Below are 15,569 nucleotides of genomic sequence, written 5' to 3' on the forward strand. Positions count from 1 at the left end.
CGAGATCCCGTCAGGGCAAGGGCATGGTGTTCAGGAGACACCAGAGCCTCGAATGAGGTATCCGTCTTGCTTCCTGTTGGAAGGCCGGACGGACGTACTGCGAAATGAAAATGCTGTAAATGTGGATGAATCCTCCTTGTTGAAAGTGAGCGGGATAAATCAAGAAAGCAGCGGCCACCTTGCGCATTCCACGCAAGGGATGACCACGAGAGACCGTGCGCCGTGAGCGCGAAAAAGGATAAGTGCGAAGGGATAAAAAGGGCTCCGCCCCATGGGTAGGGACTGGCGGGCAATAGGAGCCTGGGCACGCCTGGGAAGGGTTTCACCCTTGCGGGCCAGCGTTTGCAGAAACCTACGCTGTTGGGGACGCCGATGTACGAAGCCCATCGGTCAGTGGCAACTTCCCGGTCAGTGTAGAAGGCCATCATCATGTATGCCGCAGGCAATACGAAGTGGCGCTCGCCCGCATTGTTCTTGGGTTGCGTGGGGCCGTCACTGCGGCGGGCAGTGACGGCCCATGTCGCGGCATCGGTGCCGTGCTGCGGCAAAAAGCGTTGCGGCAGCATTCGCGCCAACCCCTCACCTGCGGCACTGACGCGGCCTTAGGCCTTGTCGGCTACCTGCGCAGGGATGACATGGTTCCCATGTCACGCCTGCACAGGCAGCTTGCGTGCACAGCCCATGTGGCAGCATCCACCATCACGGTGCGCAACCGGCCAGAGAAAGCCGCGCGTAGTGGGGGTCAATGGCGGGCGCGCAAGCCGCAGCGGCGCGCAGCCGCAGGCGAGCACCGAACGGGTGAGCACCCGGCGTAGCGAACCATTGACGCCCACGCAGCGCCTCAGCCTGTCGGCTGGGTGCAGGGGATGTTTTGCCCCCGCACCCTTGCCCTTCGGCGAGAACGGTGTTCCAAGAGGCAGCGCCTCTTGGTCAAGGCCGTCAGGCCGCGAAGATGATGACGGGCGCGTCAGGCAGGGCCAGGACGCCACCCTTTGGCCTGGATCACCTGGGCGACAAGGTCTCCGGCGTTCATTGGCGCATTCAGCATCGTGCGGATGGTGGTGAGATGCGCCAATGCGGTTTCGCGTGATGCCGGTTCGGGGGCTGGTTCCTGGCGAGTCTCGGTGCGTTGGGTTGTCGCCGTCGTGCGAGGGGCGGCCTGTTGTGCAGCGCTAGCGGGTTGCGATGCTTTGCGGCCCGCCCATAAGCGAAACTCGCCAGCCAGCACCCGCTTGACCAGGCCGAAGAAATAGGCGATGACATTGCGCACAGTGCCGCTCTGGCTGCGTGCCTGCAATTCGTCTAGCACCGCCTGGCGATGCTCAGGCGGCAGCCGACGCAAGGCGGCCAGCACGTCTTTTTGCTGATCAGGCTGGGCGCTGCCCAGGCACGGCGGCAATGCCACGGGGGAGGATATCGAATCGCCATCCTCATACGCGCGTGCGCGGTACGTACGTTCTTTTTTATACAAATACGTTGTATACGTACTGTCTTGCTCGCGGGTTGTCTGCTGGGCGTGGGCAGTCTGCTGCGGACCCACCGTATCGCTGACGGAATCATCGGATGCTGGATTTTGGGCAGCGCCCTGGTCCGCTTGCGATGGCGGCATGGCTGCGGGCGGTTCATCGTCGTCGTGGCGCGGTTCGGGGGCCGTGTCATCGCTCGCCGTGGGCGCTTGTTCTAGCGTTTCCCGGATGTGCATGGCGACGCGATCCACCTGGTTGTTGTCATCGTCCACGGAGTCTTGCAACAGTTGCGACAGCCCGGCGTCGAGCTCGCACGCTTGCGGGAAGCCGAGCGCCTGCTCATGCACCCGATACCGCTCGCTCAGAACGTGGCCGGTCATGGGATCGCGATGCTGCCCTACCAGGCTGATCCAGCCGGTCAAACGCAGCACGACGAGCACGCGCCGTGCGGTCAAGTAGCCCGCACGCTGCCCCAAGGGCGTGGTGGTGAGATAGCGGCGCAACTGCCCCAGGCTCGCCAGTGGGCTAAAGCCGTCTGCACCGCGCAGCATGCGCAAGACTTGCCAGGCATTGCGCTCCAGCGGCGTGAGCCGGGTATCCAGCATCAGCGCGGTGGGCGTGGTAAACAGGGCATTGAGCCCCTGCGGGTTGTTGTGATCGTGATGGTCTGACATGAGAAGTCTCCGAGGGTCGGGCCACAGCAGCCCGTTGCCCTGCATCTCATCGCAGTCCCGTCTCCATGTCAGGCAACAATACGGTCTGCACCATACCCGTATTTATCGGCGCGCAGATCAAGTAGGTATCGTTTAAGGTCTGGCCCGCAGAAGCTAAAAATACTATCCAACTGCGCTCCCAATTGATCCCATGCCTGTCGCTTCTCTTGTGCGTAGTCATGGTGCAAGTAATGTCGCCGTACTTTGCTTCCAGGCAGCACATGATTTTGGCAGCGGTCGATCACATCAGGAGCTACGCCGAGTGCCTGCATCATGGTGGCCGCTGTGCGTCTTAGATCGTGGGGCGTCCACTCTCCGCTGGCTCCATCAGCCAATACTAGCGAATCATCATTGCATCGGGCCGTCAATTCTTTACGCTGCTTGAACCGAATTTGCCGATCGCCTACTTGTTTGCTTATCGTCTTCAGACATACGTGTGATTTTCCGTCTCTGGATGGAAAGCACCATTCCGAATGCTTAGTCAGCATATGCAGCGCTTTGAATTTCTCTAACGCAAAGTGCGAAAGAAACACCCACCATTCAACTCCTGTCTTGGTGTTCTCTCGTGGCACATACCAGGTTCCTTTTTCCCAATCCACGTGCTCCCACCTCGCCTGAAGCAGCTCCCCAATGCGGCATGCCGTTCCCAAGCAAAGCCATAGCGCAAGCTGGGATTCCTGCCGCAGTGGTCGTGTCGCAACACGCTTGTCCGGCGCGGCATCATAGGCCACCTGCATTTGTTGGAATTTTTGCTGAAGCTCTCGAAGTTCCGCAGGTCGCAGCACTCGCTCACGAATGGTGGCGACATAGTCAATCGGTACAATCTGTTTGGTTTCGATCAAGTCCACAGGGTTGCCCATCTCCAGCAGTCCGCGCCAGGGCTGGCGCTTACTGGCCCAACGGAAAAGTTGCCTCAATTCCGTCAGCATGCGTTCCGCTGTTCGCCCTCGGCCGCGAACCCGGCCGACCTGCCGCAATGCGTCTACAAGCTGTTTGTCAGTCAAAAGGCGTACAGGCAAGTCTCCCAATGGGGGTAAAAGGTCTTTGCCGAAGGTACGTTTCAATTCGGCGTTGCCATCCTGGCGACTCACGCCGTCTTCCAGCCAGCTTTCAAACATCTGGCGAAAAGTCGCCTTGACAGCCTCTTCCCGCACCGCCTGCTGTTGGCGCAGACGCTGCTGTCTTTCCTGTTCCTGTATAAAATCCAAACCATCCCTGGCCATAGCCTGTATGCGCGCGTTCTCGGACAATGCCTGAGCAAGGCTCATGTAAGCCGGGTCGTTCTTGCTGGCATACAAACGTGGTAAGCGTGCTTGTCGCTGCTTGCCTTGCACGGTGTATCTGACCAGCCATGTTTTGCTGCCGTCCTGTGCCACGCGCAGATACAATCCCCGATCAACCGTAACCTTGTAGTTGGTGTCCCTGGGCTTCAAGGCATCGATGCCTCTAACAGTCATATTGGCCATATCCGTGTCCTAGCCGTGTCCTAAAAATCAGTGGATTTCGGTAAACGCCATAAGAACACAGAAGCCGTTAAACATCAATAAGATATTGATTAAAAAGATCTTTTTTAGTCTACCGCGTTCCATTGAGTTCTACTTTTAATTGCCTGTCACGCCGGGGGTCGCGGGTTCGAGTCCCGTCCGCTCCGCCACAGAATTCGAGAAAATCAAGCACTTACGGCATGTAAGTGCTTTTTTTTCGTCCCGAACTTTCGTCAGGCATCGTATCGGCCATATTGGCTAGCCGCTCATCCAACAGGCCCGGCACCTGCCCTGACGAAGCAACACCTGCGCGATAGTCGGGGGAAGGCTGTGAGCATCACTATGCGACCGCCAGCGGTATCCGCGATGATTCGGGCATATGAAGCTTGCGCTCACATACAGCGCATACTCACATTGGACTCAAGGAGAGGCGATAGATCCGCTTTCGGCCAGGAGCGGACGCTGGTGTGATGTCGAAGCAGACGCTCAACGTTGGACATGAGCAAACGCCAAAAAAGCGCAGCTTTTTGGTGGTCAGCTCGATGGACGGGTTAGGCTGTCATTTTCCGCGTGCGATGTCGATCTGCTGTTGAATATATGCGTCAAGTTGAGAGGCAGATTCGTCGATCTTCGATCTGAAGTCTTCGGTCTGGCGCATGAAGTCGCAGTACTTCTTCAAGGCAGCGTTCAAGTCCTTCTCCGCCTTCAGTGAGACAAGGCGCTTTCGCCAGCCGCTGACTGGATCAGCTCGAACCGGCCACGGGTAGTTGGCAGAGAGCCAGTCGACATATCCGCCGACCGTGTCGGTTGGACAATGGTTGTCCCTTGCCCACTGCTTTCCGTCGTCCGAAAAGGCAAACGGCCATGCTTGGGCAGAAATGATCGCCTGCTTTCGGGAGGTGGTCTGCGGCGCTTCCGTTGTCAAAAAGTCAATCATCTCGTCCACGCGTTCGATGGTGTTGTTCATGTCGGCTTGAAGGTCAGCGATCAATGTCTGGCCCAACGAATTACCAACTTGCCGTAGGCGTGTGCAGGCACTTGCCATCACTTCCCGGTGCTCGAACAGCTTCGGTGAGCCAAGGTACTTGATAGCGCGATGAGAGATTCGATCTCGGCTGCCTGTAGACCACCACATTGGTTTGAAGCCCTCGAGGACGGAGCACGCGTTCTGGAAGTAAAAAATTGCGAGGGAGTGCAGGATACCCTCGTGGCGGCGTCCCTGGTGATAGACCGTATTTCTGAAGGCGTGAAGATACTGAATGCTTTGGGCAACCTCAGCGGGAATCATCGACGTGGATCGAGCCAGACATACCTTTGCTTCGAAGCTCTGGCCAAGCGCAGCTGCTACGACCTTGGGATCGTTCTTCGGACTGGAGTCGTGCCTCCACATCTCGTTCTCTCTCGCCTTCTCGCGGGCATGCCGATGAAGAGTCAACTCAACGACGTTGTCAATGAGCATCATTGCAAAGCGATCGAAGTTGCGGTCGCGGACGGCAAGTTGATCGAGTGCGAGGTCGAGTTGATCGACTTGGTCCGCGACAAACTGAAGCATTCGTGGCCGCCTAACGTAATGCATCCCGCAAGTTCTGCGGGATAAGCTGGACGATGCGGGATATTTTGGGCACGACTTCCTCCTGAAAATGGCTTGCAGCCTGGGTTGTTGCTCGAAGAGCTATGTAAAAACACAGTCATAAAAATTCGATGAAATCAGGCACGCTTCTTTTGCGCTCCACTCGACTGTTGATCCAAATCTGGGAGCATATCCGCTATCTTCACTATAGCCTCAGCACGGAGAAGGCTTATCTGTGTATTGAAGGTCTCTGCGAGCGGAACGATCATCCAGCTGGGCACCCACCCATGGGTTTCGGGACATGACCGACCGTTTGGCGGTGGGCGGATGAATGCCTGTTGTGGGTCGGATTGTCCTCGATCTCGCTTCGGCAATAGGAATTATCGATATTCCGTGATTATCGCAAACTAAAACTCCTTCCCTACAAAAAGGAGTTCATCATGAATCCAAATACACCTGCTGCTATAAAACGCGAGCCTTGGAATAAGGGCAAACTCGTTGGGCAAAAAGCACCATTGAAGCTCAAGGACATCTGGGCTATCCGCGTCCGGCTACAACTGTCGAATGATATCCGTAATCTTGCTCTTTTCAACCTCGCGATTGACAGCAAGCTACGGGCGTGCGACTTAGTGAAGCTAAAAGTCCGAGATATCGCACACGGAGAACACGTGGCAACTCGTGCAATTGTTATGCAGCAGAAAACTCAACGGCCCGTGCAATTTGAAATTACTGAGCAAACACGCGACGTGTTGCTGGTATGGATACGCAGCAGACAATTGCACGCTGATGATTTCATTTTTTCAAGCAGGATACGCGCATCATCGCACTTATCAACAAGGCAGTACGCTCGGATAGTTGATGGCTGGGTGACCGCCATTGGTTTAGACACTACCGCATACGGAACGCACACAATGCGAAGAACAAAAGCATCGCTAATTTATCGACGCACAAAAAACCTAAGAGCGGTTCAATTGCTACTTGGTCATACCAAGCTCGAAAGCACGGTGCGATACCTGGGTATCGAAGTCGATGATGCGCTGGAAATGGCAGAGCAGACAGAAGTGTGATACTTACTTACAATTCGTTAGGGCAGCAACCCACTTGCTCGTTGTTCGGCCAGGAGCGGGCATGGTGCAAGTTGCTCTCGTACCAGAAGACGCCTTACCGAGCGACTCATAATGATCAATCTCTAGCGAAGCCAAGTTGACACAGATGACTGCCGAAAACGTTAAACCAAACGCACTCTTGGACGCAGAAGATGCCTGCGTACTACCGCCTGATCATCCGGTCCCTGCCGAACACCTTCACCATTACTCGGTCGAGCGTGATCCGTTCGCCGAGCAGGACATCGCTGACTATGTTCACAGCCAGGCGCGTGAGGAGGTTGTCAGTCATGTCGAGCGTGTGAAGCGCGAAGTGATTTTGGGCGATCCGTATGAGATATGGGATGTGACTACTGACCAAAGTAGGTGGTGGGTCGTCACGAACCCTACGAATCTCTATTCGCAGCAGCACTTTCCAAGCTTGGACTACACACTTTCGTTCCATGTTGGACTGATGGCAAGAGTTCGTAGCCGCTCCAGCTCGCCCGACGGGAATGACCCGACGCCCTTCGATGAGGTCTTGAGAAGATTCGAACAAGCGGAAGAGCGTTTCGGGCATGCGATTGAGGTTGAGGACTTGCAGGCCATCGGGATGCTTCTACGTGAGGGTTTGATTTCACTCACGACCGCAGTGCACCGAAGGGTTGTCTTGCCTCAAGGCGTGGAAGCTCCGCAAGTCGCTAACTTCATAAGCTGGACGGACGTGCTCTTAAATGTCCTATGCGGCGGCGGAAGTAACGAGCGCCTACGCCAATATCTCAAGAGCCACGCAAAGGAAACATGGCAGCTCGTGAACTGGCTAACACACTCTCGGAGCGTGGACAGAGTGGCAACAGAGATTGCGATAGGCGGTTGCGGAGACACGCTGCGCACGTTCATCCAACTTCTCGAACGACAGAGAACAGGAGGCGCGGAAGAATGCCCCTCCTGTCGCTCACGAAACATCCGGACCTTCTTCGACATCGAAATTCAGCCAGATGGCGATTACTTTCTCAGCTGCGGTGCGTGCGACTGGCACAACCATCCGGGCGTCCCGATCGACGTCGGTAGTGGAGAGGATCAAGGTGGCCAATCGTAGGCTGTTTCCTATAGCCGCCGCCTGGATTACTCCGAGTGAGATGCTAACGGTCCGAGGTCCGCTTTGGGTCGGTATCTTTCCTAAAATACACCGTTTACGGAGCGTTCAGCTATACGTCTTCTTCCTTAATGTCACCTGCCAACACTCCTTCATCGATAGGATTCTTGTGAACCGCCCGGAGTTGGACCATTAGCGAGTCTCCGTAAGGGGTTAATGTCCAGTACGTTCCGGTATCTTTCACACTTCTCTTTTTGTCGTTCACTTTGATCAACCCTAGTGCGCGCAACTGAATAATACAGGTGTCGATCTCACTCGCTGTATGCGAAAACTCAGTCAATTGCTTATCCTTAAATTGTTTGTTTTCTTGATAAACCTTTGCGGTTTCTTGCGTTAAAAACTTTTTGAGTGCAGCTCTAAGTACCTGATCAGTAGCTTCATTGGTCATGGTTGGAGCTATCGCGCCGAAGATTTGATTCCAAGTCGGATTAATCGATCCGCGATATCTCATGTCATCGAGGTGTGGGTACCTGGAGCCACGTATCCGGGCAATAAACGAAAGGTTGAGTTCTATACGATCATTTCCCTGAGCTAACTCTTCAGCTCCTTTCGGAGGGCCATTGTCACGAGCTGCAGAAGCTTGCTCAAGCTCGGCAATGCGATTCTTTAACGTGAGGACCTCAACTAACGTGGCGCCAGTTGGTACCGTATCAGCTCGAACCCAACCAGCTCCGGGACTTCGCTTAATCACTGACGTAAGCCCGACAATGACTTTGGCTTTTAGCTCATCTGCGTTCTTCCAATAGACGCATGTATGCCGTTTCTCAACCTTAGAACGAAATGCCGTCAGCTTTTTCCAAGCTGCAGCGTCTGTTTCCGTCTTATCTCGAGGAAGGTTGTCCGGATTTTCGTGAAGTAATGGAACAACCGGCTTTTTCGTCGCAATGGCATAGTCGTACTCTTTCTCGGTGAATCCTATACCGGCTTCATCCAATGAGCCGTACCTTCCTCCGATAATTAAGACGTAATAGTCCGAGCTGTCGATGACGTCCTTGATTAACTGCCATGCCGTCGAGTCTGTTGCAGGGAAGAGTTCCATGCCGGCGGGCATATGGTCCAGCTCAAGAATTGCCTTGAGGACAGCTTGACGCTCGTCTTTCAAGTCAGTGAAGGTCGAGCTTATAAAGACTTGGTATCGCTTATCCATCGCTTGATGACATGGCCAAAAAATCCTCGAATAGTAGAAAGTTATAAATATATATAACTGCTATCGATAGTATCCGGAATGCTGGCTCAGAACATACTTCGTCAGACATGACCGGCCGCTTTGGGTCGAAAACGGCCAGTCGCTAATGGCTGCTTTTGACTGCGGATTCAACCGATGAATGTAATACGTATTCCGGGAGCGCAACGTGCGACGTTCCGACGCTCCTGTACGTGCCTTCGAAACGTAGCGGCCTCCTTCGCAAGGGCTTTCCTATCAGAGAGCGCCTCTTGTATATCATTGAGGTAGCAGCCGATACACCAGTAAAGTGATGGCATGGAGCTTGCCAGAACATACAAAATATTGTATAAATCACGCATGCCACTGTTCAAGCCTGTCGAGTTCGTCGGAACCTCACTTGATGATCTTCGCGCCTTCCCACCCTCTGCCAAGCGCGAAGCGGGTTACCAGATCGATCAGGTGCAGAACGGTTTGGACCCCGACGACTGGAAGCCTATGAAAGCAGTGGGCCAAGGTGTCAAAGAAATCCGCGTTCACGATAGTGAGGGCGCTTTCAGGGTCATCTACATCGCCAAGTTCGCCGATGCCGTCTATGTGATCCACTGCTTTCAGAAAAAGACGCAGAAAACCAACAAGGCGGATATAGATCTGGCCTCGAAACGTTATCGAGACCTATTGCAGGAACTAAGCAAATGAGCAACCAACGATTTGCCAGCATCTGGGATGCCATCGAAGACACCCAGGAAGTCGCGGAAAACATGAAGCTTCGTTCAACCCTGATGACGGCGCTTAGGCACCACATAGTCCACGCCAAGATGAGTCAGGCCGAAGCCGCCAAGATTTTTGGCGTGACCCAGCCCCGCGTTTCTGACCTGATGCGTGGAAAAATCAATGTTTTTGGTCTTGATGCACTGGTCAATATGGCCGCTGCCGCTGGACTGCACATCGAGATGCGTGTACTTGAACCTGCCTAGGGTCAGGCCTAGAGCTTCGAGTCAAAAACTTTGGAATAAAAGTCCACAAAACCGCATGAAATCGACATGTTTTTAACGTTTTTTGGAATACGATTTGGCTGGAAACCCGCATAAAAATTGACTTCGACAAGGGGACTGTCACGCCGGGGGTCGCGGGTTCGAGTCCCGTCGGCTCCGCCACAGAATTCGAGAAAATCAAGCACTTACGGCATGTAAGTGCTTGATTTTCGTCCCGAACTTTCGTCAGGCACCGTATCGGCCATATTGGCTAGCCGCTCATCCAACAGGCCCGGCACCTGCCCCAACGAAGCAACACCTGCGAGATAGTCGGGGAAAGGCTGTGAGCATCACCAGCGACCGCCAGCGGTATCCGCGATGATTCGGGCATATGAAGCTTGCGCTTGCATACAGCGCACACTCACATCGGACTCATGGAGAGGCGATAGATCCGCTTTGGGCCAAAAGCGAACGTTCTTCGTCTGATGCATAAAGCAGGCTTTTACTAATTGGTAGCGCAGCTACCCCCCACCGACAATCTCCCGCCAATTACATCGTCTCAGACAAAGCCTATCCAGCGTCCGGCTATGAGGACGGAAAGCCAAAGAATGGCGGATGTGGCGGCCAAGGTTCGAACTCGCACAGATGGCTGGCCGCTGCGCAGGGCTGCAGCAAAGTGCTCGCCGCGATGCTGCAGTGCGATGTTGCAGATTGCCAGTACAAGCAGTGTGGCCTTGAAGAGGAAAGCCGGATTCTCTGCGTACACCACCGGCTTCACTGAGAATAACCAAAGCCCTGTCGTTACCGCGAGTGCGGTGCCCGTCGCCGCTGCGCGTACAAGAAAGGGGCCAAGGGTCGGCAGATCCCGTCCGCGCGTTGAACGCAAAAGAAGCAAATCGAGCGGTAGGATCGCGCCAAGAAGTAGCCCAATACCAAGGATGTGGGCTGCATTGACAACGAGATAGGCGACCCAGTATTCCTGCAGGAAGGCGGCACCGGGCCAGCCGGAAATTGCTTGCAGAAAACCTATCATCGCCGTGGCGTCATTGCTTGATGCGTTCTGGATACATGTCGTACTGTCTGCCGCCGACCGTAATGCGCACGGCTTTTATATGCGCCTTGTTCGGCTCTTTGGTGCGGTTGCCCAGTACCGTAATGTCATCGCCCACCTTGGCAGTTTCGCCGGAGAAACCTGAACGCTGTGTCTGGTTCGGGTTTCCCAGATCGACTTGCCACAAACGACCATCCTGGTCCTTCACGCGCAGGGCTGGATGTGGCGGCGCCATTGAAATCTCGGTGATGGTGCCCTTCAACTCGGACTGCTCCTCTTCCGCCCAGGCCCAGCCGTGATGCGCGAAGGCTTGCATGGTAAATAGCGCCATAGCCGTGGCGCAAAGTATGAGGACCATACGATGCGCTACATTGCGCGCCGTAATGGAGATTACTCGGGTGGCGGTTCGACTTTCGCTTGATACCGACATAATCATGCTCCTTGAAGTGAGTAAAAAACTGAGAGTCCAACGCGTTGACCCAGCTCCCGTTTTTAATGGTACAAGAACCGCCAGTACCTACGGCCCCTAAAGCGAAGTGTAATAGCCTTTTCCAAACGTCAGCTGCGGGTCGGATTCGGTCATCTTCCTTTGGCCACAATCAGCTACGACCGGCCGCTTAGGCTTTGAAGCTGCTCTCTTAGAGGCGGATGTTCAAGTCTGTGACTAGTCGAGTGCCTTTTCCCGTCCCTCGGTTATGAGAGGGGTCTACCCAGCGGCAGCTAGAACCTCTTGCCGTGATGGTCTTACATCGCTCACGGCTCCTTCTTGAACAGGTCCTGGAAGATCAGAGGCCCCCAGGTATTGTCCCGCGCGTGCACAAGCGCGCCACCCTCTTCGAGCTTCCCAAGATTTACGGGTGCGAAACCGAGATTTTCTGCAAGTGCACCAATCTCCGCTGCGGCGCCCTCATCGTCGCTCGCCAGGAACACGACTCTCCTGCCACCATGCACGGCTGGATCTTGGCCAAGGACGGCGGCGACCAAATGGTTGAAGCCCTTAACCAAACTTGCACCAGTGAAAGCCTGCGCGACGACCTTGGAAGAAGGCTGTCCTCCCTGTTCGTCGGGGGACACGCCATAGGTGTTGGTCACATCGATGATGGTCTTTCCCTTCCAGGTAGGCAGCGCCTTCGCGATATCCCGGTGCGACTCGTAACGAACAGCCAAAAAGACGATGTCCGCCTTGACGGCTTCCGCCAATGTTTTGGGAATGACCCCGGGTCCGATCGCGGCAGCAGCGGATGCGAAGCTTTCCGGGTCGCGAGTGGTTGCGACGGATACTTCGATACCGCTGCGGGCAAACGCCTTGGCAAGAGCCTGGCCGATCTCGCCGAAGCCAATAATTGCGTAGTTCATATATTCTCCTTGGGTTTACCACGCCCTGCGGGCTCCGAATATCGAATGGAGTGGCCGGCAGAGCGTGGCGTGTCAGATTTGCGCCAGGCCGCCGTCGGCGGCGACCTCGCTGGCGGTCATGAAGCTGCTGTCCTGCGACGCGAGAAAGGCGGCCGCCGCTCCAATCTCCGCCGGATCGGCCATACGCTGGAGCGGATTCATCGAGGCGAAGAGCTTCATGCCTTCCTTGCCTACCGCCTCCACCGCGAGTTCGGTCGCCGTCGGCCCGGGCGACAGCACGTTTACCCGGATACCGGTGCCCTTCAGATCCTCCGCCCAGGATCGTGCGAGGTTGCGTACTGCCGCCTTGCTTGCGCTGTAGGCGCTGAATGCCGGGGCGCCAGTGGTGCCGGAGCTCGATCCCGTCAGGATTATCGAACCGCCCTGGCCCATCAGCGGCAGCGCCTTCTGGACCGTGAAGATCGAACCCTTCACATTGGTGTTGAAGATCTCGTCAATGTGCTCGGCGGTGATCTTGCCGAGCGCAAGCAGGCTTCCCACCCCGGCATTGGCGAAGACGATGTCGAGGGTTCCGCGCTCGGCCCTTACCGCCGCGTAGAGTCGGTCGAGGTCGGCCTGATCGGAGACCGAGCCCTTCACCGCGCGGGCATTGGGCCCTAGATCGGCCACAGCGGCGTCGAGCGCTTCTTGGCGTCGGCCAAAGATGAAGACGAAGGCGCCCTCTTCGATGAAGCGCTTTGCCGCGGCGCGGCCGATGCCAGTAGCGCCGCCGGTGATCACGGCGGTCTTTCCATTTAATCTGTTCATGTCATGCATCCTTCGTTGGAGTTGTACGGAAGTAGGGAAATGCATACTTAAAAACTTTATGCAGTTCTGATAACTGAAGGTCGGGCAGCGACAGCCTGCAGCCGTCCGGCCGGCGAAGTGCCTAGACTTTCAATTGGTCGGTAAGGCATAGAAGCATGCTATTCTTATCACTTGCAAAAAGCAAGTGATATTTGATATTTAACTTGTTTAATACAAGTAATGTTAAAATTCAGCTATGAAAGCGACGGGCAACTTAACTATGAAAACTACGGGCAAAGAAAATCTTCGATCTCATTGCCCAGTGAACTACGGCGTGGAGATCTTCGGCGACCGGTGGTCGCTCTTGATCATTCGCGACATTGTTTTTATTGGCAAGAAGACATATGGCGAATTCCTGAAATCGGAAGAGGGAATCGCGACCAATATCCTGGCTTCCCGCCTTGCCTTTCTTGAGGAGCAAGGGATTCTTTCGAGGGCGCCTAGCCCCACCGACAGGCGCAAGGATTTCTACACGCTGACCGAGAAAGGCCTAGACCTCATTCCCATCCTGCTTAACATCATCCTTTGGAGTGCGCAGCACGATGCGAAGTCGTACGCACTGCCCGACAAGGATTTCTTTGAGCGACTACGTCAAAACCCCATGCTGGTGAGCGATGAGGTGAAGGAGTTGGTCCGAAACGGCGGGTGTGTCTTTCCTGAGAGTCAGGAATAAATAAGACCGAAAAAACGTCCAGTCATGCCTCGCGGAAATGGAAATTTGGCGAGCGCGACGGGATTTTTCAGCGTGGTAATTAGCGCGCGAAGGGCTGATTTAGCCGCTACTGAATGTCTCTTCCGGGACGCTCTGAGACATGGCTGATAGACTTCACTCGGCCAGTTCGAGACATTCGAAATCACCCCATCGCGGCTGTCAGCTGCTTGCCTTCCGCAAACTTGGGTACGTCATCCCTGTACGTTGGACCTCAGAAAAAGCCCGGACATTTACTGACACTCAGCTAAACTTTGGGCCAATTGGTTGGTCTTATTAGATAGACCGGAATCGACACCAACGATATTTCGGTTTTTTGCTTTACAGACTTCTTCAATCTGCTCAAGGCAGAAGGAAAGTGGACGGTGGTCAACAAGATCTACCATACCCACTCCGCTGAATGAACATGGCCTGCCTTGAAATGCGGCGCACACTTCTTCGATGAATAGTGATGGCCAGCCCGGCCATCACACCCGACAAGGGACAAATATGAAAAAGGTATTTATTGTTGGTGGTTCAGGAAAAGTGGCTCGTCACCTTGCACAGAAATTGCACGCGCGCGGCCACACACCACTGTCGCTACACCGACATGCCGAACAGGCGAACGAGCTCAAAAAGCTCGGCTCTACCCCCGTATCCGGTGACCTGCTCAAACTCAATGTGAGCGAACTCGCCCGAATGATGGCAGGTAGTGACGTGGTGGTGTTCTCTGCCGGGGCCGGGGGTAAAGGAGGGCCCGAAATGACCAATGCCATAGACGGCCGTGGGTTGGAGCTGGCGGTGGCCGCAGCGCAAACGGCGGGTATTGAGCGCTTTTTGCTGGTGTCAGCCTTTCCCGAAGCGTCGCGGGGCAAGAAGGTATCAGAGACGTTTGAAAACTACATGGCGGTGAAAAAACGAGCGGACGTGCATTTGGCCGAGTCCGACCTGAACTGGGTGATCTTGCGGCCTGGCCTATTACTTGATTCTCCCGGTACAGGCAAAGTGCGCGCGGGTCTGGCAATTCCCTATGGCGACATAGCGCGAGAAGATGTGGCTGCGGTCTTGGTCGAGATCGTCGAGCACCCTGAGCCAAGCCGGATCATTATTGAATTAACCCAAGGCGATACTCTCGTGGGTGACGCCATTCGGCAACTGGCGTGCGTCTGAGGCCAGAGCGTATTAGGGCGTCTAGCCTCAGGCTTCTATTAAGGCCGCTGCCGCAGGGCTCCATTGGAGATGCGTGTGCTTGAGCCTGCCTGACGGCTCGGGCGGGCGCAACCCGCCGCATCCGGCTTACGCCACGCCCAGCATCGAATCCAGCAGCGCCTCGTCCTCGGCAAGCGCTTCGCTCGCTGCTTGATGACAGATTCGACCGCGCTCCAGCACAATGGCCTGAGAGGTCATTTTCAGGGCGACAATGGGATGCTGTTCGACCACGATGGCGGTGACCGTTCCCTGGGTGATCATTTTTTGCACCGCGAAAGATACCTCTTCGGCCACCAGCGGCGCAAGCCCCTCGAGCGGTTCGTCAAGCAGGAGCAAGGCGGGGTTGGTCATCAAGGCCCGGCCTATGGCCAGCATTTGCTGCTCGCCGCCCGATAACTGGTCTCCGTAATGGTATCGGCGTTGCTTCAGGCGCGGGAACAGCGTCCAGACTGCGTTCTGATCCCAATGCCCGGGCCGGGCCGCCACTGATAGGTTTTCTTCGACGGTAAGTGACCGGAACACGCCCCGCTGCTGCGGTACCCAGCCCATTCCCAATCTGGCGCGATGAACCGAATCTGCCCCGGCAAGCGATTTCCCGCGCCACTTGATTACGCCGCCAAACTGCCTGGTGGCGCCCAGCAAGGTGCGCAGCAAAGTGGTTTTGCCCACGCCGTTGCGGCCCAGCACCGCAAGGCTTGCGCCCTCTTGTATCGCCAAGGAAATATCTTCGATGATGACGGCGTCGCCATAGCCGGCGGTTACTTCTTGCAAGGTTAGAAGCTCAGTCATGGCCGCGCTCTTGAGTCAATTGA

At 55.4% G+C, this 15,569-nt stretch carries 17 protein-coding genes; 8 read left to right on the forward strand and 9 right to left on the reverse strand.

The window, feature by feature from the left end:
• The first annotated feature begins 452 nt into the window (after positions 1-452).
• A complete protein-coding gene (locus tag ACIY1O_RS12740; RefSeq protein WP_397475470.1) occupies positions 453-815 on the forward strand; it encodes a hypothetical protein in 363 nt (120 codons plus the stop codon).
• Positions 816-967: 152 nt separating this feature from the next.
• Here ACIY1O_RS12740 and ACIY1O_RS12745 read toward each other — a convergent pair whose 3' ends face one another.
• The 3 genes from ACIY1O_RS12745 to ACIY1O_RS12755 form a co-directional block, all read right to left on the reverse strand.
• Positions 968-2,140: an STY4528 family pathogenicity island replication protein gene (locus ACIY1O_RS12745; RefSeq protein WP_397475471.1), complete on the reverse strand. Its 1,173-nt coding sequence runs from the start codon at positions 2,138-2,140 to the stop codon at positions 968-970.
• A 68-nt stretch (positions 2,141-2,208) separates the two neighbouring features.
• Positions 2,209-3,645, reverse strand: coding sequence for a tyrosine-type recombinase/integrase (locus tag ACIY1O_RS12750; protein WP_397475472.1), 1,437 nt, complete (start codon positions 3,643-3,645; stop codon positions 2,209-2,211).
• A gap of 577 nt (positions 3,646-4,222) precedes the next feature.
• Entirely contained in the window at positions 4,223-5,215 is a 993-nt protein-coding gene (locus ACIY1O_RS12755; protein ID WP_397475473.1) for a hypothetical protein, read from the reverse strand.
• Positions 5,216-5,673: 458 nt separating this feature from the next.
• Between ACIY1O_RS12755 and ACIY1O_RS12760 the strand changes: the two genes are divergently transcribed.
• Entirely contained in the window at positions 5,674-6,300 is a 627-nt protein-coding gene (locus ACIY1O_RS12760; RefSeq protein WP_397475474.1) for a tyrosine-type recombinase/integrase, read from the forward strand.
• 145 nt (positions 6,301-6,445) lie between these two features.
• Positions 6,446-7,414 carry a hypothetical protein gene (locus tag ACIY1O_RS12765; protein ID WP_397475475.1) on the forward strand — a complete coding sequence of 323 codons (969 nt, stop codon included), beginning with the start codon at positions 6,446-6,448 and terminating at the stop codon, positions 7,412-7,414.
• A gap of 109 nt (positions 7,415-7,523) precedes the next feature.
• Here ACIY1O_RS12765 and ACIY1O_RS12770 read toward each other — a convergent pair whose 3' ends face one another.
• Positions 7,524-8,618, reverse strand: a complete 1,095-nt coding sequence (locus ACIY1O_RS12770) for a DUF4062 domain-containing protein (protein WP_397475476.1) — start codon at positions 8,616-8,618, stop codon at positions 7,524-7,526.
• Between the two features lie 375 nt (positions 8,619-8,993).
• On the opposite strand from ACIY1O_RS12770, the gene ACIY1O_RS12775 reads away from it, so the two are divergent.
• Both ACIY1O_RS12775 and ACIY1O_RS12780 read left to right on the forward strand, forming a co-directional pair.
• On the forward strand, positions 8,994-9,332 hold the full coding sequence (locus ACIY1O_RS12775; protein ID WP_397475477.1) for a type II toxin-antitoxin system RelE/ParE family toxin: 339 nt from the start codon (positions 8,994-8,996) through the stop codon (positions 9,330-9,332).
• On the forward strand, positions 9,329-9,610 hold the full coding sequence (locus tag ACIY1O_RS12780) for a helix-turn-helix domain-containing protein (protein WP_053244314.1): 282 nt from the start codon (positions 9,329-9,331) through the stop codon (positions 9,608-9,610). Before ACIY1O_RS12775 ends, ACIY1O_RS12780 begins: the two co-directional genes overlap by 4 nt.
• A gap of 556 nt (positions 9,611-10,166) precedes the next feature.
• On the opposite strand, the gene ACIY1O_RS12785 is transcribed toward ACIY1O_RS12780, so the two are convergent.
• The 4 genes from ACIY1O_RS12785 to ACIY1O_RS12800 all read right to left on the reverse strand — a co-directional run bounded on the left by ACIY1O_RS12785 (position 10,167) and on the right by ACIY1O_RS12800 (position 12,821).
• Positions 10,167-10,640 (reverse strand): DUF2214 domain-containing protein, encoded by a 474-nt coding sequence (locus ACIY1O_RS12785; RefSeq protein WP_397475478.1) that lies wholly within the window; start codon positions 10,638-10,640, stop codon positions 10,167-10,169.
• A gap of 10 nt (positions 10,641-10,650) precedes the next feature.
• Complete coding sequence (locus ACIY1O_RS12790; RefSeq protein WP_397475479.1) at positions 10,651-11,088, reverse strand: DUF6152 family protein; 438 nt, start codon at positions 11,086-11,088, stop codon at positions 10,651-10,653.
• 323 nt (positions 11,089-11,411) lie between these two features.
• Positions 11,412-12,014, reverse strand: a complete 603-nt coding sequence (locus ACIY1O_RS12795) for an NADPH-dependent F420 reductase (protein ID WP_397475480.1) — start codon at positions 12,012-12,014, stop codon at positions 11,412-11,414.
• Positions 12,015-12,086: 72 nt separating this feature from the next.
• Positions 12,087-12,821: an SDR family NAD(P)-dependent oxidoreductase gene (locus ACIY1O_RS12800; RefSeq protein ID WP_397475481.1), complete on the reverse strand. Its 735-nt coding sequence runs from the start codon at positions 12,819-12,821 to the stop codon at positions 12,087-12,089.
• Positions 12,822-13,080: 259 nt separating this feature from the next.
• Between ACIY1O_RS12800 and ACIY1O_RS12805 the strand changes: the two genes are divergently transcribed.
• The 3 genes from ACIY1O_RS12805 (at position 13,081) to ACIY1O_RS12815 (ending at position 14,718) form a co-directional block, all read left to right on the forward strand.
• Positions 13,081-13,533 carry a winged helix-turn-helix transcriptional regulator gene (locus ACIY1O_RS12805; RefSeq protein WP_397475482.1) on the forward strand — a complete coding sequence of 151 codons (453 nt, stop codon included), beginning with the start codon at positions 13,081-13,083 and terminating at the stop codon, positions 13,531-13,533.
• Positions 13,534-13,874: 341 nt separating this feature from the next.
• Positions 13,875-13,973, forward strand: coding sequence for a nuclear transport factor 2 family protein (locus ACIY1O_RS12810; protein ID WP_397475505.1), 99 nt, complete (start codon positions 13,875-13,877; stop codon positions 13,971-13,973).
• 85 nt (positions 13,974-14,058) lie between these two features.
• Positions 14,059-14,718, forward strand: coding sequence for an SDR family oxidoreductase (locus tag ACIY1O_RS12815; protein WP_397475483.1), 660 nt, complete (start codon positions 14,059-14,061; stop codon positions 14,716-14,718).
• Between the two features lie 126 nt (positions 14,719-14,844).
• Here the strand turns inward: ACIY1O_RS12815 and ACIY1O_RS12820 are convergent, their stop codons facing one another.
• Positions 14,845-15,546 (reverse strand): ABC transporter ATP-binding protein, encoded by a 702-nt coding sequence (locus ACIY1O_RS12820; RefSeq protein ID WP_397475484.1) that lies wholly within the window; start codon positions 15,544-15,546, stop codon positions 14,845-14,847.
• Positions 15,547-15,569 lie beyond the last annotated feature (23 nt).

It is taken from the genome of Pusillimonas sp. (assembly GCF_044464525.1).
GTDB lineage: Bacteria > Pseudomonadota > Gammaproteobacteria > Burkholderiales > Burkholderiaceae_B > Pusillimonas.

Bases quoted from the DNA above. Each gene is read 5' to 3' on its own strand.
- ACIY1O_RS12795 (WP_397475480.1), bottom strand. From the start codon at position 12,014: ATGAACTACGCAATTATTGGCTTCGGCGAGATCGGCCAGGCTCTTGCC.
- ACIY1O_RS12775 (WP_397475477.1), top strand. From the start codon at position 8,994: ATGCCACTGTTCAAGCCTGTCGAGTTCGTCGGAACCTCACTTGATGAT.
- ACIY1O_RS12815 (WP_397475483.1), top strand. From the start codon at position 14,059: ATGAAAAAGGTATTTATTGTTGGTGGTTCAGGAAAAGTGGCTCGTCAC.
- ACIY1O_RS12755 (WP_397475473.1), bottom strand. From the start codon at position 5,215: ATGCTTCAGTTTGTCGCGGACCAAGTCGATCAACTCGACCTCGCACTC.
- ACIY1O_RS12770 (WP_397475476.1), bottom strand. From the start codon at position 8,618: ATGGATAAGCGATACCAAGTCTTTATAAGCTCGACCTTCACTGACTTG.
- ACIY1O_RS12820 (WP_397475484.1), bottom strand. From the start codon at position 15,546: ATGACTGAGCTTCTAACCTTGCAAGAAGTAACCGCCGGCTATGGCGAC.
- ACIY1O_RS12790 (WP_397475479.1), bottom strand. From the start codon at position 11,088: ATGTCGGTATCAAGCGAAAGTCGAACCGCCACCCGAGTAATCTCCATT.
- ACIY1O_RS12800 (WP_397475481.1), bottom strand. From the start codon at position 12,821: ATGAACAGATTAAATGGAAAGACCGCCGTGATCACCGGCGGCGCTACT.
- ACIY1O_RS12785 (WP_397475478.1), bottom strand. From the start codon at position 10,640: ATGATAGGTTTTCTGCAAGCAATTTCCGGCTGGCCCGGTGCCGCCTTC.
- ACIY1O_RS12805 (WP_397475482.1), top strand. From the start codon at position 13,081: ATGAAAACTACGGGCAAAGAAAATCTTCGATCTCATTGCCCAGTGAAC.
- ACIY1O_RS12760 (WP_397475474.1), top strand. From the start codon at position 5,674: ATGAATCCAAATACACCTGCTGCTATAAAACGCGAGCCTTGGAATAAG.
- ACIY1O_RS12780 (WP_053244314.1), top strand. From the start codon at position 9,329: ATGAGCAACCAACGATTTGCCAGCATCTGGGATGCCATCGAAGACACC.
- ACIY1O_RS12765 (WP_397475475.1), top strand. From the start codon at position 6,446: ATGACTGCCGAAAACGTTAAACCAAACGCACTCTTGGACGCAGAAGAT.
- ACIY1O_RS12745 (WP_397475471.1), bottom strand. From the start codon at position 2,140: ATGTCAGACCATCACGATCACAACAACCCGCAGGGGCTCAATGCCCTG.
- ACIY1O_RS12750 (WP_397475472.1), bottom strand. From the start codon at position 3,645: ATGGCCAATATGACTGTTAGAGGCATCGATGCCTTGAAGCCCAGGGAC.